The 24,288-nt window shown below is 71.9% G+C and carries 21 protein-coding genes; 10 read left to right on the top strand and 11 right to left on the bottom strand.

Features of this window, described 5'->3' with window-relative positions; genetic code table 11:
• Window positions 1–3 precede the first annotated feature (3 nt).
• Together BLQ91_RS13235 and BLQ91_RS13230 are read right to left on the bottom strand one after the other, a co-directional pair.
• On the bottom strand, window positions 4–1,206 hold the full coding sequence (locus BLQ91_RS13235) for a glycosyltransferase (protein WP_143022621.1): 1,203 nt from the start codon (window positions 1,204–1,206) through the stop codon (window positions 4–6).
• A gap of 50 nt (window positions 1,207–1,256) precedes the next feature.
• Window positions 1,257–1,688 (bottom strand): DUF8129 domain-containing protein, encoded by a 432-nt coding sequence (locus BLQ91_RS13230; protein WP_218130257.1) that lies wholly within the window; start codon window positions 1,686–1,688, stop codon window positions 1,257–1,259.
• A 153-nt stretch (window positions 1,689–1,841) separates the two neighbouring features.
• Here BLQ91_RS13230 and BLQ91_RS13225 point away from each other — a divergent pair, with 153 nt between their 5' ends.
• Complete coding sequence (locus BLQ91_RS13225) at window positions 1,842–2,132, top strand: DUF4342 domain-containing protein (protein ID WP_090097082.1); 291 nt, start codon at window positions 1,842–1,844, stop codon at window positions 2,130–2,132.
• A 260-nt stretch (window positions 2,133–2,392) separates the two neighbouring features.
• On the top strand, window positions 2,393–3,940 hold the full coding sequence (locus tag BLQ91_RS13220; protein WP_090097246.1) for a VWA domain-containing protein: 1,548 nt from the start codon (window positions 2,393–2,395) through the stop codon (window positions 3,938–3,940).
• 18 nt (window positions 3,941–3,958) lie between these two features.
• Here BLQ91_RS13220 and BLQ91_RS13215 read toward each other — a convergent pair whose 3' ends face one another.
• A complete protein-coding gene (locus BLQ91_RS13215; RefSeq protein WP_245733383.1) occupies window positions 3,959–4,669 on the bottom strand; it encodes a class I SAM-dependent methyltransferase in 711 nt (236 codons plus the stop codon).
• A 135-nt stretch (window positions 4,670–4,804) separates the two neighbouring features.
• Here BLQ91_RS13215 and BLQ91_RS13210 point away from each other — a divergent pair, with 135 nt between their 5' ends.
• A complete protein-coding gene (locus BLQ91_RS13210; RefSeq protein ID WP_245733382.1) occupies window positions 4,805–8,824 on the top strand; it encodes an alpha-(1->3)-arabinofuranosyltransferase in 4,020 nt (1,339 codons plus the stop codon).
• On the opposite strand, the gene BLQ91_RS13205 is transcribed toward BLQ91_RS13210, so the two are convergent.
• Window positions 8,825–10,000, bottom strand: coding sequence for a polysaccharide biosynthesis protein (locus BLQ91_RS13205; protein WP_090097081.1), 1,176 nt, complete (start codon window positions 9,998–10,000; stop codon window positions 8,825–8,827).
• Window positions 10,001–10,155: 155 nt separating this feature from the next.
• Here BLQ91_RS13205 and BLQ91_RS13200 point away from each other — a divergent pair, with 155 nt between their 5' ends.
• The 3 genes from BLQ91_RS13200 to BLQ91_RS13195 are packed head-to-tail and all read left to right on the top strand — an operon-like array spanning window position 10,156 to window position 12,957.
• On the top strand, window positions 10,156–11,760 hold the full coding sequence (locus tag BLQ91_RS13200; protein WP_090097080.1) for an MmpA family trehalose lipid delivery protein: 1,605 nt from the start codon (window positions 10,156–10,158) through the stop codon (window positions 11,758–11,760).
• Between the two features lie 2 nt (window positions 11,761–11,762).
• Window positions 11,763–11,930, top strand: a complete 168-nt coding sequence (locus tag BLQ91_RS41275; protein WP_176959722.1) for a hypothetical protein — start codon at window positions 11,763–11,765, stop codon at window positions 11,928–11,930.
• A 4-nt stretch (window positions 11,931–11,934) separates the two neighbouring features.
• Window positions 11,935–12,957, top strand: coding sequence for a hypothetical protein (locus BLQ91_RS13195; RefSeq protein ID WP_090097079.1), 1,023 nt, complete (start codon window positions 11,935–11,937; stop codon window positions 12,955–12,957).
• Window positions 12,958–13,070: 113 nt separating this feature from the next.
• Here BLQ91_RS13195 and BLQ91_RS13190 read toward each other — a convergent pair whose 3' ends face one another.
• Window positions 13,071–14,165, bottom strand: a complete 1,095-nt coding sequence (locus tag BLQ91_RS13190) for a glycosyltransferase family 4 protein (RefSeq protein WP_245733381.1) — start codon at window positions 14,163–14,165, stop codon at window positions 13,071–13,073.
• A 186-nt stretch (window positions 14,166–14,351) separates the two neighbouring features.
• Between BLQ91_RS13190 and BLQ91_RS13185 the strand changes: the two genes are divergently transcribed.
• Window positions 14,352–15,029, top strand: a complete 678-nt coding sequence (locus BLQ91_RS13185) for a class I SAM-dependent methyltransferase (RefSeq protein ID WP_245733380.1) — start codon at window positions 14,352–14,354, stop codon at window positions 15,027–15,029.
• On the opposite strand, the gene pgfA (BLQ91_RS13180) is transcribed toward BLQ91_RS13185, so the two are convergent.
• Window positions 15,013–15,969: a cell envelope lipid trafficking protein PgfA gene (gene pgfA / locus BLQ91_RS13180; RefSeq protein WP_176959721.1), complete on the bottom strand. Its 957-nt coding sequence runs from the start codon at window positions 15,967–15,969 to the stop codon at window positions 15,013–15,015. The two genes, BLQ91_RS13185 and pgfA (BLQ91_RS13180), sit on opposite strands and share 17 nt — an antisense overlap.
• Window positions 15,970–16,207: 238 nt before the next feature.
• Here pgfA (BLQ91_RS13180) and BLQ91_RS13175 point away from each other — a divergent pair, with 238 nt between their 5' ends.
• Complete coding sequence (locus BLQ91_RS13175) at window positions 16,208–17,335, top strand: amidase (protein WP_143022620.1); 1,128 nt, start codon at window positions 16,208–16,210, stop codon at window positions 17,333–17,335.
• On the opposite strand, the gene pgfA (BLQ91_RS13170) is transcribed toward BLQ91_RS13175, so the two are convergent.
• Window positions 17,320–18,432 carry a cell envelope lipid trafficking protein PgfA gene (pgfA, locus tag BLQ91_RS13170; RefSeq protein ID WP_090097075.1) on the bottom strand — a complete coding sequence of 371 codons (1,113 nt, stop codon included), beginning with the start codon at window positions 18,430–18,432 and terminating at the stop codon, window positions 17,320–17,322. The genes BLQ91_RS13175 and pgfA (BLQ91_RS13170) overlap by 16 nt on opposite strands.
• Window positions 18,433–18,689: 257 nt before the next feature.
• On the opposite strand from pgfA (BLQ91_RS13170), the gene BLQ91_RS13165 reads away from it, so the two are divergent.
• Window positions 18,690–19,826 carry a hypothetical protein gene (locus BLQ91_RS13165; RefSeq protein WP_143022619.1) on the top strand — a complete coding sequence of 379 codons (1,137 nt, stop codon included), beginning with the start codon at window positions 18,690–18,692 and terminating at the stop codon, window positions 19,824–19,826.
• A gap of 101 nt (window positions 19,827–19,927) precedes the next feature.
• Window positions 19,928–20,581 carry a hypothetical protein gene (locus BLQ91_RS13160; RefSeq protein ID WP_090097073.1) on the top strand — a complete coding sequence of 218 codons (654 nt, stop codon included), beginning with the start codon at window positions 19,928–19,930 and terminating at the stop codon, window positions 20,579–20,581.
• 9 nt (window positions 20,582–20,590) lie between these two features.
• Here the strand turns inward: BLQ91_RS13160 and BLQ91_RS13155 are convergent, their stop codons facing one another.
• The 4 genes from BLQ91_RS13155 to BLQ91_RS13140 all read right to left on the bottom strand — a co-directional run bounded on the left by BLQ91_RS13155 (window position 20,591) and on the right by BLQ91_RS13140 (window position 24,281).
• Window positions 20,591–21,196, bottom strand: coding sequence for a TetR/AcrR family transcriptional regulator (locus tag BLQ91_RS13155; protein WP_090097072.1), 606 nt, complete (start codon window positions 21,194–21,196; stop codon window positions 20,591–20,593).
• Window positions 21,197–21,217: 21 nt separating this feature from the next.
• Window positions 21,218–21,562, bottom strand: a complete 345-nt coding sequence (locus BLQ91_RS13150) for a nuclear transport factor 2 family protein (RefSeq protein WP_090097071.1) — start codon at window positions 21,560–21,562, stop codon at window positions 21,218–21,220.
• A 67-nt stretch (window positions 21,563–21,629) separates the two neighbouring features.
• Window positions 21,630–22,778 (bottom strand): hypothetical protein, encoded by a 1,149-nt coding sequence (locus tag BLQ91_RS13145; RefSeq protein ID WP_090097070.1) that lies wholly within the window; start codon window positions 22,776–22,778, stop codon window positions 21,630–21,632.
• A gap of 39 nt (window positions 22,779–22,817) precedes the next feature.
• Complete coding sequence (locus tag BLQ91_RS13140) at window positions 22,818–24,281, bottom strand: family 43 glycosylhydrolase (RefSeq protein ID WP_245733379.1); 1,464 nt, start codon at window positions 24,279–24,281, stop codon at window positions 22,818–22,820.
• Window positions 24,282–24,288 lie beyond the last annotated feature (7 nt).

Here is a 24,288-nt window from a genome sequence, read left to right as displayed (position 1 = left end):
CCGCTACCGGGCGGGATCCGGTGACACGGCGGTGGTGACCTGCGAGGTGGCACCGGCGCGTTCGTACGCGCGCAGGACCTCCTGCGCGACGTGGTCCCAGGAGTAGCGGGCGGAGACCCGGTCGCGGCCCGCGATCGCGCACTCCTGGCGCAGCGTGTCGTCCATCAGGAGCCTGCGCAGCGCCCGCGCCTGGCTCTCGGTGTCGTCCGGCGGGACGAGCAGGCCGGTGATGCCGTCGACGACGATGTCCGCGAACTCGCCGGTCGCGGTGGCGACCACCGGGACACCGCACGCCATGGCCTCGACCGCGATCCCGCCCGACGGCTCACCCGCGGGCGCGCACACGACCGCGTCGGCGGAGCGCAGCAGGGCGGGCATCGACTCGTGCGGCACCTTGCCGACGAAGGTCGTCCGGGACGCGACGCCGAACTTCTCCGCCCGTGCCCGCAGCTCGGCGACCTCGCGCTCGCCGTCAGGTCTCGTCCCGTCGGGGAGCCCGGTGATCAGCAGCTCCGCGCAGTCCACTCGCGACAGTGCGATGAGGACGCCGTCGATGCCGCGCGCCGCCGGTGGCGGACTCGCGACGACCACGCGGTACATCCGGTCGCGCCGGGCCCGCGGTCCCTCCGGGGTGAACGCGTCGATGTCGACACCGCTGCCGACGATGGAGATCTTCTTCCGGTTGACGCCCTTCCCGGCGAGGGCGAACGCCTCGTCCGAGCCGGCCGCGACGACGTGCGCCACTTCCCTGCCGACCAGCACTTCGATCTTGCCGCGCTCGGCCGGACCGCCGGTCGCACAGCGCCTACCCGGCGTCGCCAGCGAGTGGAACGTCTGGACGACGGGGGCCCCGGCCCGCCTCGCACCCAGTACGCTCACCAGGCCCGACATCCACCCGTGCCCGTGCACCACGTCCGGCGGCGTCACGCCCCACTCCCGGGTGAGGGACGAGGTGAAGTCGCCCAGGTGGGCCAGGACCTCGGCGTCCGCGAGGCTCTCCGCAGGCCCGGCGGCTACCTGCACCACGTCGAAACCCCGGTCGGTGCGCACCCGGTCGGGCAGCTCCGGATCGGCCCGGCGGCTGTAGACCGCCACCTCGTGACCGAGCCCGGCCAACGCCGCCGCGAGACCGGCGACATGGGCGCCGAGCGGATCCACGCCCTTGCCCAGCGGGTTCGAGTGGACGGACACCATTGCGATCTTCACTTGAGCGCTCCCACAGTCGAGGTGCGGCGAGCTGTGTTGTCAACTCGGAGTCACCGAACACGAACGGTCGGCGACTTCGGCGGGTACCCTGGCCGACCCGGCGGAAACACCGGCGGAAACACCGGTGGGGACAGTCGCCCTGCCGGGTGTTCGCCTGGTCCGCCCGCGCGCCGGGGTCTGTGGTACACACCGTGCCGCAGAGGCGTGTTGCCGTCGGGCGAATGCGCCGGTGGGACAGGCGAACCGCCGGCCGCGCCGCTGACCGGCGAGGCGTTGCGCCGGTCGCCCGGCGCGGGCTCGGCACCGCCCGCGAGTTCCTCCAACCGTGCCGTGATCACCTGCAGCACCGGGGCGCGGTTGCCGTGCTCGCGCTCGTGGTCCCGCACGCGTTCGAGCCCCTCCTCGGTGAGCGACCGGACGCGGTGCCTCAGGTCGCCCAGCGGGAGCTGGTCGTAGTCCGTCGAAGGGAGTTGTTCAGCCACGTCGGTCGGCTACCCGGCGCCGGCTCGGGGACGTGGTCTCCGGTGTTCTGAGGGGAAGATCAGGTGGAGGTCAGGGTCGAACCCTGATGGCAGGCGTTCCCGCCGCGGGCAGGCTGGAAGTCGTCAAGGGGAAACCGCAGTCCGAGGAGAGTCATGAGCGAACCCAAGGCCGAGTCCACCCGCACCACCGTCGACTCGGTGGTCGACGCCGTGCGCGGACTGGTCAGCGAGGGCATCAACCGTCGAGTCGTCGTGCGTGACAGCAAGGACGACGTCGTGCTCGAGGTGCCGGTGGCTCTCGGTGTCGTCGCGGCGCTGGCCGCTCCGGTCGCCACGACCATCGGCGCCGGCGTCGCCCTGGTGGGCAAGTGCGACATCAAGCTCGAGGACCGCCGCCGTCCCGGCGCGCAGCCGGCCACGACGGCCGGAGCCGACCAGGTGTAGTCCGCAGGTGTGGTCCGCGCAGGGGCGGTCCGCACAGCTGCGGTCAGGGGTTCCGCAGGGGGAGCCCGGCAGGCGCCGTCACCAGTGGTGACGGCGCCTGCCGCCGTGTTGGGGCCTGAGGTGGGACAGGGCCGGCGCGCACGCCGCTTCGCGCGCAACAGTGAGCGCGCCACGCATGCCGCTGGTGCGCCGACGCTCTCCCCGAAATCGGAACCGACGAGTTCTGGTCGTGCCGAGCCCTGTTGTCTAAGGTGTCCGCCATGGTGCGACCACGACGGGTGACGGCGCCTGTCGTCGGACTCTCGGTTCTGCTCGTGTTGTCCATCGCCGCCTGGATCGGTGGAGACGTCCTCATCGACCGCCTCACCGCCACCCGCTGCACCAGTCCGGCCACCGTCCAGGTCACCGCCGCCCCCGCGGTCGCACCGGCGTTGACCGAGGCGGCGGCGAGGCTCGACGTGGGCGACGACTGCTACCGCGTCGTGGTCGAGGCCCAGGCGGCGCGCGAGACGATGGCCCGGCTCGTCGACGGGAGCGGGGCGCCCTCGGTGTGGGTGCCCGAGTCGACGATGTGGTTGCGGCAGGCGCGGGACTCCGGGGCTTGGAGGGTGCCCGAGGCCGGGGTGTCGGTGGCGCTGTCGCCGGTGGTGCTCGCGGTGAAGGACCCGGCCAGGGGCAGGAGCTGGCGGGAGCTGATCGGACCGGGCGCCAAGGCGGTCGCGGGCATCGCGGATCCCGCCAAGGACCCGGCGAGCCTGTCGGCGTTGCTGGCGGTGCGCGGGTTCGCGTCGAACGAGAAGGATCCGGCGGCGGCCACGGTCGCGGCGATCCGGCCCGTGTCGGCGGACTACTCCGAACGCGCCGACGACCTGTTCGGTCGGCCGCTCGACGTGTTCCCCACGTCCGAGCAGGCCCTCGAGAGGCACAACTCCACGCCGGGTGCGGCGAGGCTGACGGCGGTCGCCGCGGAGAACCCCGTGCCGCCGCTGGACTTCCCGTACGTCGTGCTGCCCGACGCGGGACAGGAGCAGCGGCAAGGGGCGGAGAAGTTCCTGAACCACCTGCGGTCCGGGACGGAGCTGCGGAAGTTCGGCCTGCGCGCGCCGGACGACGGGGCCGCCGGGCTGGACCGGGACTTCGTCGACGAGACGCTGCGCTTGTGGAGCGGCCTGACCCTGACCGCGCGGGTGCTGGCCGTGCTGGACGTGTCCGGTTCCATGAACCAGCTCGTGCCGCGGACCGGGACCACGCGGATGGCGCTCGCCGTCGCCGCCGCGGAGCGCGGGCTGGGGTTGTTCAAGCCCGCCACGCAGATCGGCCTGTGGAAGTTCTCCACGAAGCTCGACGGCGACAAGGACTACAAGCAGGTCCTCCCGTTCGCGTCGGTCAAGGAGCACGTCGCGAACGGCCAGGCCGTCGCCGCCGTGCGGGCGACGCGGGCGACGGCGAACGGGGCGACGGGCCTCTACGACACCACGCTCGCCGCGTACCAGGAAGCCAGGAGGAACTGGGAGCTCGGCCGCATCAACATCCTCGTGATCATGACCGACGGCCGCAACGAGGACCCCGACTCGATCAGCCAGAGGCAGCTGCTCGACGAGCTCGGCAAGCTGCAGGACAAGCGCCGGCCGCTGCCCGTCATCGCGATCGGCATGGGGCCGGACGTGGACGTGCAGGAGCTGACCCGCATCGCCGACGCGACCGGCGGTCACGCGTTCACGACCGTCGATCCCGCCGGCATCAGCGACATCTTCGCGCAGGCGCTCAGCACGATGCTGTGCCAGCCGCCCGCGTGCCGTCCACAGTAGACACCGGTAGCGGACGCACTAGTACGGGTCGTACGGCCCGTCGTGGCCGAACAGGCGCGCGACCGGGCGCAAGCGCAGCCGCAGCAGGATCTTGATGCCCACGTTGCGCAGGAACCACGGCATCTCGGCGAGCACGCGCCTGCGGTCGGTCCAGCCCGGTTGCGACAAACGGAAGCGCGCGAGGGAGCCCGCACGGTCCACGTAGACGTACCGGTTGCCGCACAACACCTTCGCCAGGATGCCGAGGGTGACCCCGATGGACGAGAACGCGTCGTGCACCAGGATCTCGCCGCCCGGCACCAGGTTCTCCGACCACAGCATGTCGTCGGTGCAGGTCCAGTAGTCGTGCTTGCCGTCGATGTACAGCAGGTCGATGCGCTCGTCCCAGCGCTTGCGCAGTTCGGTGCTGTACGACGCTTCGAGCCGCACGACGTCCGTCAGGCCCGCGCGGGCGACGTTCTTCTCGAAGCGGACGCGCGTGGGCGTGCCGCCGAAGAGCCTGCCCTCGACGAACGGGTCGACCGCGACCACCGTCGCGCCGACCGAGCGGGCCGCGAGGCCGAGCACGGTGGTGGATCTGCCCTGGTGGCTGCCGATCTCCACGATCCGGGCGCCGGGGCCGAGCCGCAGCGCGGCCTCCCACAACATGGTGGCCTGGTCCACCGTCAACCACCCGGGGACCTGGTCGCCCAGCTCCCACGCCTGCTCGAACGCCGTCGAAGAAGTCATCGCCACCTGCCTGAGTGCGCCCCAGCACGGTCGTGGTGGCCCAAGATAGCGACAGTCGCCCCCGAGCACTACCCGGTGGTAACTTCCTGCGCCATCGAGAGACTGAAAATCGCACGCCGGAACCCGACGACGTGGGTGCTCATCGCACTCACGGTGTTGTCGTTCGCGCAACGCTTCGGAACGGCCACGTTCGACACCAAGCTCGACCTGGCCGTGAACCCGGTCGGCTTCCTCGGCAGGGCGCTGCACCTGTGGAACCCGGCCGCGACGGCGGGCGAGCTGCAGAACCAGGCGTACGGCTACTTCTTCCCGATGGGGCCGTTCTTCGCGGCCGGTCAGATCCTCGGCATCCCGGCCTGGATCACCCAACGGCTCTGGTGCGCGCTCCTGCTCTGCCTGGCCTTCTACGGGGTGCTGAGACTGGCCCGCGCGCTCGGCATCGGCCACGAGCCGACGAGGTACGCCGGCGCGCTCGCCTACGCGCTCGCGCCGCGGGTGCTGACCGAGATCGGGCCGCTGTCGGCCGAGATGCTGCCCGCCGTCATGCTGCCGTGGGTGCTGCTGCCGCTGGTGCTGGCCGACCGGATCGGCTCACCGCGCCGCGCGGCCGCCCTGTCCGCGCTCGCGGTGCTGGGGATGGGCGGCGTCAACGGCGCGATGGTCGTGATGGCGCTGGTGCTCCCCGGCATCTGGCTGCTGACCCGGCGGTGGAACCGGCGGCACGTGGAACTGGTGCTGTGGTGGGCCGGCTGCGTCCTCGCCGTCGCGCTGTGGTGGATCGTGCCGCTGCTGCTGCTCGGGCGGTACAGCCTGCCCTTCCTCGACTACATCGAGTCGGCGGCGAACACCACCGCCCCCATGTCGCTGTTCCAGGTGCTGCGCGGCACGAACCAGTGGGTCGCCTACGTGCTCCAGGGCGAACCGTGGTGGCCCAACGGGTTCATCCTCGTCGACAACCCGGTGCTGATGGCCGGCACGGCGCTGGTGGCGTTGATCGGCGTCGTGGGTCTGGCCCGGCTCGGGCTGCCGGAACGCCGGTTCCTCGTGCTCGGCACACTCGCCGGGCTCACGCTGCTGACCGTCGGCTACGTCGGGTCGCTCGACTCGCCGCTCGCCGAGGTCGTCCGCGGGCTGCTGGACGGCCCGCTCGCGCCGCTGCGCAACGTGCACAAGTTCGAGCCCGTGCTGCGGCTGTGCCTGGTCCTCGGGTTCGTCCACGGGCTGCACCTGTCGCGGCCGACCGGGCTGCGCGCCGCTCCCGAGCACCGGCGGCGCCGGGTCCGCACGGTCGTGGCCCTGCTGCTGATCGCCGTCGTCGCGGCGCCCGCGTGGCTGCTGACCCTGCGGCCCGGCCTCGGGTGGTCGGACGTGCCCGGCCACTGGCGCGAGGCGGCGTCGTGGCTCGCGGAGAAGGACGGCCGGGCGCGGACGTTGCTGCTGCCCGCCACCGGGTTCGGCCAGTACACGTGGGGCCGGACGGTCGACGAGCCGATGCAGTCGCTCGCGCAGGCCCCGTGGGCCGTGCGCAACCAGGTGCCGCTCGGGTCCGAGGGCAACACGCGGTACATGGACGCCGTCTACGACGCGCTCGCCGACGGGCGCGGCTCGGCGGGGCTGGCCGACTTCCTGGCGCGGGGCGGGTACCGGTTCCTGCTGCTGCGCAACGACATCGCGCGCGAACAGACGAGCGCGCCACCGCTCGCGGTGCTGCGCCAGGCGTTGCGGGGCTCACCCGGCATCGAACGCGTCGCGGAGTTCGGGCCCGAGGTGCGGATGCGCGACCAGCGGCTCGTCAGCTCGGTGGACGCGTCCGCGACGGGCAGGTCGCTCGAGGTCTTCGAGGTGAAGCGGCCGGTCCCGGTCGTCACGGCGGTCAACGCGGCCGACGTGCCGACGGTGAGCGGCGGTCCGGAGTCGTTGCTGCCGCTGCTCTCGCAGGGCCTCGTGAAGCCCGACCAGCCCGTGGTCCTCGCCGGTGACGCGACGGAGCGGTCCGACCAGGTGCTCGTCACGGACGGCCTGCGGCGCAAGGAGCGCAACGTCGGCAGGGTGTCGGACAACCTCAGCCAGACGATGTCCGCGGACGAGGCCTCGAGACAGGGCCGCGTCGCGCTGGACGTGTCGCCGTTCCAGGACGTGAAGCACCAGACCGTGGCCGAGTACCGGGGGATCCGGGCCGTCCGGGCGTCCACGTCGACCGCCTACGCCGACGCCGCGGGGGCGATCGACCCGGCCAACTCGCCGTTCGCCGCGGTGGACGGCGACGGCGGGTCCGCCTGGCACTCGTCGAGCTTCACCGGTCCTGTCGGGCAGTGGCTGCAGATCGACCTCGACACCCCGCGCGCGGTCGGCGAGGTGACCCTGGACCTCGTCGACGACCTGCGCGTGGGGTGGGCGGTCACCCGGATCCGGATCACCACGGACACCGGCAGGAGCGACCACGTCGTCCCGCCCGGTGGCGGCCGGCACGCCTACGCCGTCAGCCCCGGTCTCACCGGCAGCGTGCGGGTGACGGTCCTCGGCGTCGCCGCCGACCGCCAGGACGGCAACGTCGGCATCAAGGAGCTGAGCGTCGCGGGCATGACGGCGCAGCGGGCGTTGCGCGTGCCGCGCGACCGGGAGGCGGCCAGGCAGGGCTTCTCGTTCACCCGCGGCAGCCAGTCGCGCCCCGCCTGCTACCGCACCGACGAGGCGGTGCGCTGCGACTCGTCGCTGTCGCGGTTCGGCGAGGAGGTCACCGGGCTCACGCGGCTGTTCCGCACCTCCGCCGACGGGAAGTTCGCGGTGAACGCCACCGTGGTGCCCGCCGCCGGTGCGAAGAACCCCGTGTCGCCCGAGGGCGTGGCGGTGACGGGCTCGTCCTCGGTCGCGGGCGACGTCGCGGCGAGCGCGCTGTCCGCTGTGGACGGTGATCCGGGAACGTCGTGGGTGCCGGACGTGACGGACCTGCGGCCGACGCTCACCCTGGCGTGGCAGGGGAAGCGGTCGGTGTCGGAGTTCCGGGTCGAGACCGTCCGCGGCGCGAAGAGGCCCGTGGAGCTCGAGGTGCGCACCGATGCCGGGACCGAGGTCGCGCGGGTCGGCGAGAACGGTCCCGTCACGATCAGGGCGGCGGACACCCAGAAGCTCGAACTCGTCGTGCGCGAGGCGGGCGGAACCGGTCCCGCCGAGATCGGCGAGCTCCGCGTGCCCGCGCTCGACGGCGTGCTGAAGCCCGTGCCCGCGACGACGCCGTTCACCGTGCCGTGCGGCCGCGGGCCGGTCATCGACGTCGACGGCAAGAAGATCAACAGCTCGGTCAGCGGCGTGCTCGGCGACGTCCTGGCCAACCGCCCGCTGAAGGCGGTGCTGTGCGACGACGACCTGGCGACCGCCCTGGAACTGCCCGCCGGTGACCACGTGCTGACCACGTCGCGCTCCGAGTCGTTCGTGGTGCAGGACGTCTCCCTGACGCACCTCGAACTCGCGAAACCCGCTGCCACGCACCGGGAAGTCACCATCGGCACCTGGGACGCCACCGAACGCGAGGTCACGGTCGCGCCGGGGGCGGAGGCGCTGCTCGTGGTGCCCGAGAACGTCAACGACGGCTGGACCGCGACCCTGGACGGGCAGGTGCTGCAGAAGGTCAGGGTCGACGGCTGGCAGCAGGCGTACGTCCTGCCCGAGGGCGACGGAGGCGTGGTCGCGCTGGAGTTCGGCCCGGACGCCCGGTACCGCACCGGTCTGCTGGCCGGCGCGATGGGCGTGCTCGCGGTCCTCGTGCTCGCCGCGCTCCCGGTGCGGCGGCGGGTCGAGTTCGTGGCGCCGTCACCGAGCCGGTGGCCGGTCGTCGCGATGCTGGTGCTGCTGGCCGTGCTCGGCGGGATGCTGCCGATCGTCGCGGTGATCGCCTGCCTGCTCGCGCGCGAGTTCTGGGCCGCCGCGCCGAAGGTGATCGCGTTCGGCGGCGTGGCGCTGGGGTCCGGTGTCGCGGTGCTCGGCCGGGTCCTCGGTCACGGGCAGGAGTGGGCCTACGTCCCGCCCGCCCAGGCCGCGCTGCTGGTGGCCGTCTCGGCGGTGGTCGCGGCCTCGTTCCGCCCGTTCGGTCCGAAGCACGATCCGGGCACCGAGGAGGCCGCCGAACGCACGGCGCCCGTAGAACCCGTCGCGGACTGATCAGGCGGTCCTGGAGCCGCGCACCTCGATGACGGTGCCCGCCACCACCAGGCCCGCGGTGGCGAGCAGCGCACCGGTCACGACCTGGCCGACGGACCCGTTGAGCCACACCGCGATCAGCGCGACCTCGGCGGCGACCGCGATCCACACGGCTACGGTGGACCGCCGGTCCCCGCTCGCGATGCGGGAGAACAACAGCAGCTGCACCAGCGCGAGGCAGGATCCGACGAGGGCGAACTGCCACAACGGGATCGAGTCGCCGTGGTAGTTCGAGCCGCCGATCAGCGACACGCCCAGCGGCCCGAACAGCGCGCAGCCCGCCACCACGAACGCGTCGAGGCCCGCGCACACCGCCAGAGCCTTCGGCAGCATGCGGCGGCGGTCGTCCGCGACGGCCATGCGCGGCAGCACGAGGACGCCCACCGCCTGCGGCAGCCAGTACGCGATCTTCGTGACGACCGCGCCCACGGCGTAGCCGCCCGCCTGGCCGGCGAGCTGGTGCCGCGCCAGGACGAGGTCGAGGTTGACGAGCAGGACCAGCGCCAGCATCGCCTGCGACGCGTGCAGGACGTCCGGCCCACCGGCGGGCCTGGCCGGCCGGGGGCCACCGCACAGCCGCCACCCCGTCAGCACGACCAGGAACGAGCCGATCGCCGTGCCCGCCAGCACCGAGGTCGACGAGGGGGAGAGCCAGAGGCCGGTCACGCCGCCGCCCACCTTGCCGAGCCCCTCCAGCGACACGAGCAACGCGAGTGCGCCGAACCGCTGCGTCCCCTGCAGCAGGCCGTGCAGGACGCCCAGGACCGTGAGCGGCGCCAGGGACAGCGCCAGCCACACGACCGGCCACGGGCCGTCCAGGTGCAGCAGGCGGGCGAGCAGCGGCACGAGCGCGAAAGTCAGCACCGTCATCCCCGCGCTCACGACCAGGCCCAGTCCGAAGAGGCGGCGCGGGCCGAGGCTCGTGACCCGCAGAGCCGCGACGGTCTGCAGGCTCATGGCCGGCACCACACCGATCACCACCAGCGCGAGCAGGGCGCTGAGCTCGCCGAAGACCGCGGGGGCGAGCGCACGCGCGGCCGCGATGGTCAGCACGTAGCTCGCCGCGTTGGCGCCCAGCAGAGCGCCGGTGATGAGCAGGGCGTCCAGGCGGGTCGTCGTCGTTGCCGGAGCGGACACGCGGGATCCTTCCGGTGGCAGGTCTGCCGCGGGGGCGGGGCCGAACCCCGTGGGCCGAACCCCGTGGGCCGGACTTCGGCGCCGGCCCTACCCGCGAGTACTACCGGCCGGTAGTTTCGGCGACTGTAGCCCCGGCGAGCACGGAGGGGGAGCAAGTGCGGCCGAACGGACCGAAGCTCTACGCCACGTGCGCCGCGCTGGCCCTCGCGGCTCTCGCGCCCGTGCTGTGGCCGGGTCACGTCCTCGTCTACGACATGGTGTTCACACCGGAACAGCCGCTCAACGCGGCGGCGTTCGGGCTCGGGGACGCCCTGCCGCGGGCGGTGCCGGTCGACGCCGTGGTGGCGTTGCTGACCCAGGTCGTCCCCGGCCAGGTGGTGCAGAAGATCGCGCTGCTCGCGATCGTCTTCGCCGGCGCGCTGGGCGCCGGGCTGCTGGTGCCGACGGACAGGACGGGCGTGCGGATCGTCGCGGCCGTGGCGTACTCGTGGAACGCCTACGTGGCCGAGCGGCTCTTCATCGGCCACTGGACGCTGCTGCTGGGGTACGCGGCGCTGCCGTGGGTCGCCATGGCGGGTCTGCGGATGCGTGCTGGCGAACCGCGCGCGTGGACCCGGCTCGTGCTCGCCTTCCTGCCCGCCGTGCTCTCCGCGCCGGGCGGAATCCTGGCGCTGGGCACGGCTCTGGCCACCGCCGGCCGGCGCGGGGCGGGGAAGGTCCTCGCCATCGGTGCCGTGCTGAACGCGCCGTGGTGGGTGCCCTCGGTGCTGCACAACGGACTCTCCGACCCGGCGGGGGTCGAGGCGTTCAGCGCGCGGGGCGAGAACTGGGGCGGTCCGGTGCTGAGCGTGCTGGGCCTGGGCGGGATCTGGAACGCGGAGGTCGTCCCGGACAGCCGCGCCAACCCGGTGCTCCCCGTCATCACGGTGCTGCTCCTCGGCGCCGCCGTCCTCGGGCTGCGGGAGCTGGCGAAGCGCATGCCCGTGTGGCCGCTGGCGGGACTGGGGGCGTTCGGGACGGTGCTCGCCCTGATCGCGGTGCTGCCGGGCGGTGTGGCGGCGCTGGAGGCGCTGATCGAGCACGTGCCGGGCGCGGGGTTGTTGCGCGACAGCCAGAAGTGGGTGGCGTGGCTCGCGCTGCCGTTCGCCCTCGGGCTCGCGGTCGCGGTCGAACGGCTGCGCGCGCGGATGCTCGTGGCGGTGCTGCTGCTGGGCTTGCTGCCCGACCTCGCCTGGGGTGGGTTCGGGCGGCTGGAACCGGTGCACTACCCGGCGGACTGGGCTGCGGTGCGGGAGGAGCTCGCCGGCCGGCCCGGCGACGTGGCCGTGTACCCGCTGTCGGCGTTCCGCCGGTTCGACTGGAACGACCGGCGCACCCAGCTCGACCCGGCCCCGCGCTTCCTGCCCGGCACAACGGTCGTGGACGACTCGCTGTCGGTCGGCGGCCGGGTCGTGGCGGGGGAGGACCCGCGGGCGGCGCGGTTGCGACGCGGCGACCTGAGCGGCATCGGCTGGGTGCTGGTCGAGCGCGGGACGCCGGGCCGGGTGGACGAGAACCTCCTGGCGCGCTTGGAGATAGTCCACGACGGTCCCGACCTGGCGCTCTACCGCGTTCCCGGAGCAGTGCCCGCTGAACCGAACGGCCCACCCGTTGCGCCCGTTGTGCTCGCCTGGGTCGCGGCTGGGTCACTGATCGGCGCCAGCCTGTTGTGGAGATGGTTACCGGTCGGTAGATTCGCGGCACCCCGACGTGAGGAGTAGACGTGGAACTGGTTTCGGTGCTGGTCGCGATCGTCGCCGGTGCCGCGCTCGCCGGTGGGGTCGGCGTGATCGTGGTCGAGCAGAACAAGCCCGACAAGGTGATCGAGCAGCGGCTCGACGAGGGCGTGCAGGCCCAGGAGCCCGAGGTCCTCGACTACGGCTCCCGCTGACCGGGTGACCGTGGTCTTCTCCGGGGACCCGGCGGCGTCCTGGAGCATCCTGCTGGAGGCGGACCTCCGCGAGGCGCCGGACCCCGCGGCGGTCTCCGCGCGGATGCGCCGTGCCGCCGAGGAGTTCCCGAACCTCGGCCCGGCCGCGGTCGTGCGGCGTCCGTCCGATTGGGACGGTGTGCGCGCGGAGTTCGCCGACGGCCACTACCGCGAGGGCGGTCCGCTGGTGCGGGTCGCGCTCGCCGGCCACTCGCTGGTGATCGCGGCTCACCACGGTGCCGTCGACGGCCTCGGGTTGCTCGCCCTGCTGGGCGTCGCGCTCGGCGAACCCGTGCACAGCTCCGCCACCGGTGTGGCGTTGAGAAGCCCTGACCGGCCCTACCTGCTGAGCGCGCTCGACCGCGTGCGCGAAGCCGTGTGGACGCCCCCCACGCGCATCGAGCCGTCGTTGCGGGGCAACGAGACCGGCGACCACCTGGTCTCCCGCGCGCTGCCCGCGGTGAAGCTCGGCAGCGCCAGGCTCACCTCCGCCGCGCTCGACGCGACGCGGAGGTGGAACGCCGCCCGCGGCGTCCCGCACGGCCGCGTCGTCGCCGCGATCGGCGCCTCCTGGCGCGGTGGCGCGGATCCGCGTCCGGAGGCCGACAGCGCGTTGCTGAGGCTGCGCCTGCCCGCCGGGGCGACCGAGGAGGACGTGCGCGCCCTGCTCGCGGCGGCGGCGCCCGAGGCCGGGTTCCCCAGCGCGCACAACCCCTTGGCGCGGTGGGGGATGAGGGTGCTGGCCTCCCGGCTCGGCAGCACGTTCCTCGCGTCGAACCTCGGTGTCGTCGACGCCGACGTCGCCGGTCTGCGCTTCTTCCCCGCGGCGAGCGGCCGGTCCGGCGTCGCGTTCGGCGTGGTGACGACAGGGGAGGTCACCACGGTCACGGTGCGCGTGCGGCGCCGCGACTTCGACGCGGCCGCCGCCGCGGGACTGCTGGACCTGTTGTGCGCGGCGGTTCTCGGCGACCGCGAGGTCCAGCGCTAGCTGTGCGGAACGTTCTTCACTGACCGAGAGGGTGTTGCGCGGACTGCGCAACACCCTCTCGACCAAGCTCTGCCGGGTGCGCGAACCCCTCGTTCGCCCTCGGTGCGCGTTCCTCAACGACCACGGGGCTCGGCGCCGGCGCGCAGGGCGCCGTGCAGGACGGTCTCGAACGCGCCGAGGCTTTCCTCCCAGCTGAACTGCCGGGCGCGCCGCCGCCCGGCCGCCCCCATCGCCTTGCGCAACGCCCGATCGCGCAGCAGCGTGTCCGCGTGCCGCACGAACTCGTCGAAGTCGTCGGCCAGCAAGCCGGTCTCGTGCTCCACGATCGCCTCGGCGACACCGCCCGCCGACCGGTAGGCGATCGTAGGCACGCCGTGCGCCGCGGCCTCCATGATCACGATGCCCCAGCCTTCCTTGACCGACGGGCACAGGTGCACCCACGCCCCGGCGAGGATCTCGTGCTTGGTCTGCTCGTCGACCCAGCCGTGCAGCACGACGCTGTCCTGCACACCGCGATCGATCGCGTGCTGCTGCAGCACTTCCTTCCACGGCCCCTCGCCGACCAGTTCGAGGCGCAGGTCCGGCCACTTCGGACGGAGCTGGGCGACCAGGTCGATCGCGTGCTCCAGGCGCTTGTGCGGCACCAGTCTCGACACCGCGACGAGCACCGGCGCCTGCGTGCGGCGCGCGGTCACCGCGGGCGGCGCGTCGAGACCGTTCGGGACGACGGCGGTGCGCCGCAGCTCGACGCCCAGCTGCCCGAGCTCGTCCCGCGTCACGTTGGACACGGTGACGTAGCGGCACCTGCGGTACAGCCGCGGGGCGAGCCACGACTCGATCCACCAGCCGATCCTGCCGAGGAACGGGCCCAGAGCGCTGTGCCACTGCTCGCGGTGCACGTGGTGCACCAGCACGAGGACGGGGCAGCGCGCCACCAGGCGGCTGAAGAAGGGCATTCCGTTCTGCACGTCCACGATGACGTCCGCGTCGGAGCGCAGGATCGCCAGCAGGGCGTGCAGGTAGACCGTGAACTTGTTGCCGCGCCTGCGGAAGCGCACTCCCGCCACCCAGTCGCCGGACGGGGCGCGGTCGTGGCCCGCGCACTGGATCGAGACGCGGTAGCCGAGCCGGACGAGCCCCTCGGCGATGCGCTCGACGTAGCGTTCGGAACCGCCGCCCTCGGGGTGTCTGGTGTCGCGCCAATTCACCAGCAGAATGCTCGGCCGGTAATGCGGGGCACGCGACATCTGCCTCTCCCGGTGCTAGGTTACTGTCAAGTAGCCATAGTAGACGGAATGCGGGGGATGGCAATGGTCGAGATCGGTTCAGTTTCGGCCCGGGAAAAGTTGTGGAAGCCAACTTTCGAGCGCTCTGTTCGGCTTTTTCGCGCATTTTTGAAAGAACAGACCGACCCCGACCACTTCTACCGGGTCCTGGCGGACGACTCGGTCGCCCAGGTCTCGTCGTACGTGTCGCTGGGCGGTGCGGTCGTGCTCGACGTCGGCGGCGGTCCCGGCTACTTCGCCGAGGCGTTCCGCGCGGCCGGCGCACGGTACGTGGGGCTCGACCCGGACGTCGGCGAGCTGTCCGCGCGCGGCGAACCCGACCCCGGCATGATCCGCGCGAGCGGCACGGCGCTGCCGTTCCGGGACGGCTCGGTGGACGTCTGCTATTCGTCCAACGTCCTGGAGCACGTGGACGACCCGTGGCTCATGCTCACCGAGATGGTGCGTGTGACCAGGCCCGGAGGCACGATCTTCATGTCCTACACGCCCTGGTTCTCACCCTGGGGCGGCCACGAGACGGCGCCGTGGCACTTCCTCGGCGGGCACTACGCGCGCCGCCGTTACGAGCGCCGCAACGGCAAGCCGCCGAAGAACGCCTTCGGCACGTCCCTGTTCCCGGTGAGCGTCGGAGCGGTCAGGCGGTGGGCTCACCGCCAGACCGTCGCCGACGTGGTGGAGACGTTCCCCCGGTACCACCCGTGGTGGGCGAAGTGGATCACCCGCGTGCCGGGGGCCCGGGAGATCGCCTCCTGGAACTTCGTGGTCGTGCTCAGGCGACGTGCCTAGCCCGCCGCCCGAACATCCCGAGCGCAATTCCCGCGAGCAGCATCACCAGGCCGGTGGAAAGCAGGACGACCGGGCCGGTGGTGCTGATCAGGGTCAATTTGTCACGTGCTTCCGAGGCGCGCGCCACCGATTCGTCGACAGTTTTCTCGTTGAAGGTCAAAGTGGCGTCGAGCAGCACCGTTCCTTCTTTTCCGTCCGGTCCGGCGAGCACCTGGCGCTGTTGTTCCGAACCCTTGACGATGATGCCGCTGACCGGCTCCACCCACATGGTGCGGGTGTTCTGGTAGCGGCGCTCCGCCTTGACCGAGGCCTCGGTGCTGCCGACCAGCGTGCCGGGCACCTCCTGGTCGCGGAACTTGGTCGACGGGATCTTCTGCACGAACTTGTAGACCTCGAGGCCGGCGAGCGTCTCGGTGCCCTCGTACCGCGCGGTGGACGCCTTGCGCAGGGTGGTGTCGAAGTACTCGTAGTCCTGCGGCTGGGTGTCGAAGGGGAACTTGTAGTTCAGCCCCTCCTGGTGCACCGCCCTGTCGTCCTTGGACGGACCGTTCTCGCTGTCGGTCACGTACTGCTGGCTGCACTGCTGCAGCGCCATGTTCGTCCGCCGGTCGAGGCACACCCGGTGCTCCATCGCGGAGACGAGCTTGTTCTCGGAGTCGGTCACGACCAGGCCCTGGTCCCACACCATCACGTCGCCGCCGACCTTGGCCTCGGGCACCGTCAGGTTGCTCTCGACCTTGCGGGTGGCCGTCAGCTGAGCGTCCTTGACGACGAGCTCCTGGGGGTAGAAGACCTTCGCCGCGCCTTCCGCCACGGATTCCGTCTTCTGGTCGAGCGGCACGACCGCGAGCTCGGGGTACACGTACAAGCGCAGGACTGCTGCAAGTGCCAGAGAGAAGATCCCCAGTCCTACCAGCACGAGGCTCGCAATGCGTCGCACTCGTCCTCCTTCCAGGTGTGAGAGGGACGTCACAGTGGCGAGGAAACTACCGGACAGTAACCTCTGCGCAACCCTTCGACCGGGGTGACCCAGGTCATCTTGATCGGTCCGCGTGGAGAAAGCAGCTACTCGGCCGCCGAACCGCGGAGCCGTTCGGCGGAACCCCTGCTGTCCAACGGGTAGCGGCTGAACGACCCAGCTCCTTACTCATCGGCGACGAGGCCGGAGGAAGAGACACGTGGCAGAAACCCCTGTGTGCTACCCGGGAGCAGTTGAGCAGGCCCGGCTGCTCGCCCGCGGTACGACGACCGCGGCAGAACTCCTCGCGACGGCGGAACACCGCCTGAACTCGTCGAAGCACGTTTTCACAGATGTCGATCTGGCGGCCGCCCGGCGCAGTGCGCGGGACGCCGATCGGCGGCTGGCCGAGGGCGAGCGCGGAGTGCTCCTCGGACTGCCTCTGGCGGTGGAGGATTCCCTGCCCCGTTCGGCTTTCGACGCACTGGCGGCGACCGGAGCCGTCGTGATCGGACGGACGTCGTCGCTGGAGAGGCACCGCAACCCGATGATCGGCCTCGCCGCCACGGCACTGGACCCGAGGGTGTCGGGCACCGCCGTCGCCGTCGCCACCGGGGTGGTGTCCGCGGCGCTGGCCCGCCGCGCACCTGGAGCCGGGCAGGTGCCCGCCGGAGGGGTGGGCCTGGTCGGCTTCCAGGCCTCCGGCGGGTCCGGCGTGGTGGCGAGGAGCGTGGCCGACGTGGCGCACGTCGTGGGCGGGATCGGCTGGGCCGCCGCTCCCGCCGACCGTCCACTGAGGATCGGGGTGTCCCTGCGCGGCCTGTCGGTGACCACGCGCACCCGCGCGCCGATGCGCAGGGTGGTCGAGGACGTCGCCGCGCTGCTGTCCCTGCACGTCGGCGAGGTGGTGGACCACGACCCGCACCTCGCGGGCGAGTCCCGGCTGCTCCTCGCGCCGCACCTGGCGGCCGGGCCTCGTGAGCTGGCCCTGCTCGACCGGTGGGTGCCGCGGCCGTTCAAGGGCGTCTGCCGGTCGATGAGGGCGGCGGAGCGGGTGATGCTGAACCACATGTTCACGGGCGTCGACGTGCTCGTGACGCCGGGGCACACCGGTCCGCCCGAGGCGGTGCCGTTGCCCGGCGGCGTGCTGGTGCGCACCGGCGCCACCACGCCGTTCTCCCCGCTCTGGCGGGTCAGCGGCTATCCGGCCGTGTCCGTGCACGCGGGCTCGGACGCCGACGGCAACCCGCTGCCGGTCACCCTGATCGCGGTGCCCGGTGCGGAGGGCGACCTGCTCGGCGTCGCCCGGATCATCGAGGAGGAACGCGGAGCTCATCGCAGGCCGTAGTCGACGTTGGAGGACGACACCACGTTCTCGAGGTCGAGCGCGTCGTCCGGGTCGCTGGAGGTGGTGACGCCGTAGGTGATCGCGGCCGCCAGGCACGCACCGATCACCAGCGCCAGCGACCCGGCGACCACACCGCGTCGCCGCAGGGCGAGCAGAAGCAGCCCGGCCACCAGCAGGACGGCGCCGCCGGCCCACAGGACCACTGGAAGAACGGTGATCAGGAACAGCCGCGGCAGGTTCTCCTTGACCTGGTCGACGTTCGCGGTGACCGACGCGTTGGTCAGCCGCAGCTCTCCGGCGAACACGGGCGTTCCGGCGCCTTCGCCCTGATCGTCGGTGCGCAGCTCCTGCCGGATGTCCTCCCGCACGGACAGCACCGCCCCGGTCCTGGGCTCGACGAGCAACGTCCGGGTGACGCCGTAGTACTGGGTGACGTCGACGGACGGCTCCGGGCTGCCGACCAGGTAGCCCGGCACCGCGAGCCGGTCGAGCGCGGTCGGCGGGACGGTGTGCTGGAACCGGTAGACGTCGAGCCCCTGCAACAGCTGTTCGCCGGCGAAGTGGATGTCGACCGGGCGCTTGAGAACCGTGTCGTACCAACGGTGGTCGCGCTGCTCGGTGTCGAACGGGAACACGAAGCTGAGACCGGGGTGCAGCAGTTGCCTGTCCTGCGCGGTGATCCGCTTGCCCTGCTCGGTCTCGTAGAACTCGCCGTGGCAGGGCGCGACGGCCTCGCCGGTGCGGCGGTCCAGGCAGATCCTGCGCACCTCGGCGCTGAGGACCAGCTTCTCGGCGTCCTCCTTGACGATCGTCGCCCGCTTCCACACGGTGACGTCACCGTTCTTCTTGATCTCGGGCGCGGCGAGGTCGCCCTCGACGTGGGTGGTCGCGGTGAGGCGGAGGTTGTGGCGGACTTCGGGCGCTTTGCCGGGAGGGTGGACGACGGCCGTGACTCCTTCGCCCTCGGAGACGGAGACCGTGTTGATGTCGTGCTGCAGCTTGGCCAGCAGCGGATAGGTGTGCAGCTGCAGCACCAGTCCGGCGGCCACGGCGATGGCACCGATCCCGAGCAGGGTGACGACGACTGCGGTGCGCACTGGTCCTCACAGGTGTTCGACCGGCAGGGAGGGTGTTCGTGAGGCGCGATTTCCGGTAACCGTGCGTTCTGTTCTACTCGTCCGGTGACCTAGATCACAAGGGCATACCTGAATCCCATTCGGGTTACCGCACCGCGGCGGCTGGGTCACGGTCACCGCTCGGTTGGGTCAAGGCGTCGCGAACCCGTGGCCGGCGGCGCGGAGCCGGGAATGATCGGCGTGCCAGTCGTGGTCAGGTCGACGAACTCGGGGGACTCATGGGAGTGCGCAGATGGGTGGCCGCGGCCTTCTCGGTCGCGGTCGTGGTGGCAGCGACGGGCCCGGCGGCCGCGGCGGTGCCCGGGTGGCGCCTGGCCCCGGCTCCGCAGATCACACCGACGAGCACCCTCCGGGACGTGGTCGCGGTCGACGCGGGGAACGCCTGGGCGGTCGGCCTGGAGGGGTACGACCCCGACCGGCAGTACACGACCGGTGATCCGGTCGTGCTGCGGTGGAACGGAAGTGCGTGGTCGCGCACGTCGCTCCCAGCGGTGCCGGGCCGGGTGTCGTTCCAGCGCGTGGCGGCGTCGTCCGCGGACGACGTGTGGGTGAAGGGCGCGCCGATGCTGCCGGACGGCAACATCACCCTGCTGTGGCGCTACGACGGCACGACGTGGACCGAGGTCCCGTACCCGCAGGGCGCCACCGCGAGCACGCTGACCATCCGCGACATGTCCGTTGTGGACGGACGCGCGTGGCTGGTCGGGCATCGCGGCAACGCGCCGGTGTTGCACGAGTGGACGGGCTCCTCCTGGCAGGAGCACGCACCGCCCGCGGAGTGCGTCCGCGGCGGGGGCTTCGTGAACTTCTGCACCGTCAACGCCGTCAAGGCGTTCGCGCCCGATGACGTCTGGGCGGTGGGCAACGGCATGTGGAACGGCTACCGGGGTCCGCTGCTGTTCCACTGGGACGGCACGGCTTGGCAGGTCGTCGAGGCCGGTCTGAACGGGCAGCCGTTCAGCCTCCAGGCAATCGACGGACTGTCCTCCCAGGACATCTGGGCGGTCGGCGACGGCGGGGGTGTGGGGCCCGGCAACCTGGTGGTGAAGCGGGACGGCGCCGGCTGGCGGCTCGTCGGAGGGCCGAACGTCTCGGCCACGCCCGGCATCGCGGTGAGCGCGGACGGCACCCCGTGGGTCGTCGGCAAGTTCCCGATGGCGAGCTTCAGCTCCCACGGCCCGGCGGGCTGGAGCACCGCCGTGGCTCCTGCCCCGCCCGGCTCGTCCGGCACCGTCTACAACGCCGTCGCCGCCGTTCCCGGCACGAACCGCGTGATCGCGGTGGGTTCGGCGGACCTGCCCGGCACCAGCCCGCTCCGGCTGCAGGCGGTGGTCGCCGAGTACTCGACGCGGTGAGGTGGTGCCTGCGGCTGCCCGTTTCCTGGCAGCCGCAGGTGGTTCGGGCTCCCGTGATATCAAGTGCGCTTCAGCTCAAGGGCTCACAGGGGGAGCAGCTCATGTCGGACAGTTTCCTGGTGGCCGCGCGCATCCCCATGACGCGCGAGGGGTTCGAGGCCTGGCTGCGCACCCCGGTCGAGGACCTGGGAGTGATCTCCAACCCCGGCGCGATGTTCGACGGGTGGTTCTGGAACGGTCGCGACCAGGAGCCCGACTGGGACTCGGCCGGCGTGGGGATGACGCCGGGGCAGTACTTCTCGGAGCGCGTCGACGACTCCTGCGGCGGCAACGAGGAGTGCGGCGTCGTCCTGCACCGCGACGGGGCGCTGGAGGTGTACCTCTTCCACCTCGGCTATTCCGTGTGGAGCATCCACACCGCCCTGCTCGTGCTCGCCGCGGCCGGGCGGTTCCAGTCCGAGGACGCCGAGGGCGCAGTGCTGTTCTGGGCGGAGACGGGCGCCAACCTCCTGCCCGCGGACTCGCGCGGCTGGCTCTCGGTGCTGTCGGTCGGCGGGGACGGGGCGCGGTTCGTCGCCTCGCGCGACCTCGCCGAGGTGGTCGCCGGTCTGCGGCCGGCCGAGAGCCGGTTCTTCGAGCTGGTCGAGCGGCTGGCCGGGGAGTCCGAGGAGTTCGACCGGGAGTCCGGTGAGGAGTTCCGCACCGAGACGCCGCGCGATCCCTCCTTCACCGACCCCGCGGTGCTCGCGCGCTGACGCGGGACCTCAGCCGCGGGTGAGCGACGCGAGCACGATCCGTTGTGCCGCAAGGGTCGTGGCGACCAGCGCGGCCGGATCGCGAGCGATGCGTTCGGTGCCGGAACGCATCATGCCCGACAGCAGCTCCACGGTGAGATCCACGTCGTCGACGCCGTGGAACTCACCGGCGTCGAGGCCGTCCCGGACGACGTTGCGCACCTCGACGACGAGAGCGGTGAACGGGTTCTCCGCTCCGGCCGGGAGATCGGCGACCAGCGGGCTCGAGTTCGGGAGGAACAGCGGGCCCATGGCCTGGTCCGTGGACGCCGACAGGACCACCTCGACGATCTCCCGCAGCCGGTCCGCTGCCGGCTCCGCGGTGCGCCCGGCGATCGATGCCACCCGGTGCACCAGCGGACGGCTGACCCGGCGGGCGAGCTCCAGCACCAGGGTCCGCTTGTCGCGGGCGTAGTTGTAGAGGGTGTTGCGCGCCAGCCCCGCCCGCGCCGCGATGTGGCCGAGGGTGATCGAGTCGTAGTCGCGTTCGAGCAGCAGGTGCCGCAGCGCCTCGGTGAGGTCGGCCCACACCTTCTCGTGGTGTTCCTCGATGGAGGCGGCTTTGATCCGCGGCATCTGGTCGTTCTCCTTGTTCGCCTACCCCGCAGAGGGTACGAGGTCGTGCGACTGGTTCTCCTGGTGGACCGCGGTCAGCCCGACGCGGGTGAGCCGCCGGCCTTGCGGCGTGCGGACCGACTCGTCGTCGTAGAGGCCGACCACCAGCCAGGTGGGCTCGCCGGGCAGCCAGTGCTCGACGCGGACGTGCGCGTGGATTCTCTCGGTGCCATCGTCGATCCGCACGACGTGACCGGTGACGGCGTGGTGCGCCGGGACGTCGAAGTCCTCGATGTCGGCGTGGTGGCCGAGCAGCTCGATGAGCTCGGCGCGATCGTCGGTCGTGGGGCATCTCCCCGAGGCGACATCACGCCGAGGCCCGGTCACGTCACCAGGCCTCGGCCACGACGGCGGCCCACCCGTTCCCGGGCAGGCCGCCGTTCGGTCTCGAACGTCAGGCGCACACGTTCGAAGTGCTGTTGTTCAACGTGAGGTTGCGGAACGTCGTGTTCGTCCCACAAGGACTCTCCCGCAACGCCGAGTTCGTCACCGTCAGGTTCTGGACGGTGATGTCCCGGTTGTTCGGGAACTCCGACCGGGCGGCGAGCCGGATCTCGCCGCCGCCGCTCACCGTCCCGCTCTGCGCCGCGAGCACCACGTTGGTGCAGTTCTCGATCAGCACGGCGTTGTTGCCGGTGTTCGCGAGGTCGATCCGGTCGATGGTGAGGCCACCGCTCTCCGACACGCAGAACACGCCGCGGCCACCACCACGCGCCCGGACCGTGCCCACGCGGATGTTCGTCGGGTAGGAGGTGCCGATGCGGCCGTTGCGGTTGGCGGTGCGGAAGGCGGCGTAGCCGGTGCCCGTGCCCGCGTTCTCCGCGTCGACCGTGCCGACGGTGGCGTTGATCGTGTCGTTGAGCAGCAGGCCGGACTCACCCACGTTGCGGGCGGTGACGGTGCCGATCGTCAGGCCGTCCACGCCGTAGGTCTCCACGGCGTGGCTGCTCGCGCCGGACGCGTACACGGTGTCGATCCTGATGTTGCGGCTGCGCACGCTGGTGTTGCCGCGGTTGTCGATGCGCACGCCGAGGCCGCCGGACAGGCGCAGGTCGATCTGGCCGAGCACGACGTTGTCGACGTTGCGCAGGAAGATCCCGTACAGCGGGCGGCCGGTGACGCTGAGGTGGCGCACCTCGACGTCGCGGGTGCCCCGGGAGTAGATCGGCGCCTGGTCGCCGGTGCCCGAGCCGGTGACGTTGATCGTGCCGCAGACGTCGATGCCGGTGTAGCTGGGCAACGAGATCCGGGAGCCGGCGCTGATCGATCCGCTGCCGCGCACCAGGACCCACTGCTTCGACGTGCGTCCCGCGGCGAGGCTGTCGAGGGCGGCCTGGACCGCGGCCCGCATGTCGGTGCCGGTGTAGACGGTCCGGCTGCCGTTGCGGGAGGTCCAGGTGCCGCCGTTCAGCACCGCCTCGGCGTTGAACGTCCGGTCACCGCACGCCAGGACCTGCGGCTGGGCGGTGGCGGCGGGGGCGAGACCGCCGAGCACCGCCGCCGCGGCCACGACGGCGCCGACGCGCCATCCGGTGGGAACCATGATAACTCCTTTCTCGGGGGGCGGCGGCGGTTCGAGACGTCAGGCGGGCTCACCCGAGGGCGCGGGGAGCTGGACGCCGAGCGGGACCGGGGTGCCGAAGTTCGGGGTGCCGTCGGCGTTCCAGGTGAACTTCTGCGCCCGGGTCGAGCGCTCCATGCCGCAGCCGGCCGAAGTGCTGGTGTTGCCGTGGTAGACGATCCAGTCCTCGGTGCCGTCGGGGGACTTGAAGAACCCGTTGTGGCCCGGCCCGAAAACGCCGTGCTCGTCGTTGCGCTGGAACACCGGGTTCGGCGACTTGGTCCAGTGCGCGCGGTTGAGCGGGTCGGTGCCGGTGAGGGTGAGCAGCCCGAGCTTGTAGTCGGGGCCCCAGCAGGCGCTGGCCGAGTACACGATCATGGTGCGGCCGCCCCGGTACAACGGCTCCGCGCCCTCGTTGACCGCCGCGGTCTGCCGCTCCCACGCCAGCGTGGGCTGGGAGATCGTGCGTCGCGCGCCGCTGATCGTGTACGGGTTGGACATCGGGGTGATGGTCAGGCTCTGCGTCCCGTCCATCGCGCTGCCCATCAGGTACAGCTTCCCGTTGTGCTGCAGGATGCTCGGGTCCAGCTCCCAGGTGTTCCCGAGGTCCGCCTTGAACGCGTACGGGCCCATCGGGTCGGACCCCGCGCTCTCCAGCACGTGCAGGCGCTGGGTGGGGTTGTAGTCCGGCACGTTCTGCCCGGCCACGTAGTAGAGGTACCAGCGGCCGTTCAGCGGGTGGAACTCCGGTGCCCACATGTTGCAGCACCCGTTGGGCCGTCCGGACAGCGAGAACACCACCGTGTCCGCCGCGCTCGACAGGCCGGCCAGCGTGCGGGACCGGCGCATCGTGATCGTCGAGTTCCACGTCGTGGTCGCCAGGTAGTAATAGCCGTTGTGAAACTGCAGCCACGGGTCGGGGCCGCTGCCCTTGACCGGGTTCGTGAAGTTGCCGGGAGCGCCGATCTTCACGAGCCGCCACTGCTGGTTCGTGCCGCCGGTGTCGGGCCACTGGATCAGCTGGGCGGCGTTGGCGGACGAGAAGTCGAGGACGTCGACGGCCTTGCCGCTCGCCCGGCTGATCAGGCGGACGTGCCCGTCGGGGGAGTCGGCCAGCCGGAACTGCTGACCGGTGCGGCCGGCGTCCGCGGTCTGCACGAGCCCTGCCCGGTCCGCGGTCGACGGGAAGTCGAGGACCTTGCCGCTGTGCCGCGACTTCACCCGGTAGAAGCCGCCGCCGGAGTCGACGAACTGCCACTGCTGCCAGGCGCCGTCGTTCCGCGTGAACTGCGAGATCCGGGCACCGTCCGCAGTGGACAAGTCGTAGACGTCCAGTGCCTTGCCGCTGTTGCGGTTGACCAACGCGTAGGAGGCGTTGGTGTCGACGACGGCGGCGGACGCAACGGGAGGCACCGCGGCGGTCATGCCGCCCAGCAGCGCGACCAGGACGGTGGCGCTGCGCCATCGGCTGGTGGTGGAGGTCAAGGGTCTC

The sequence above is a fragment of the Lentzea jiangxiensis genome, from assembly GCF_900104175.1.
Lineage (GTDB): Bacteria > Actinomycetota > Actinomycetes > Mycobacteriales > Pseudonocardiaceae > Lentzea > Lentzea jiangxiensis.
The sequence above is the reverse complement of the archived record's forward strand: the minus strand, read 5'-3'. Positions and strand labels throughout refer to the sequence as shown.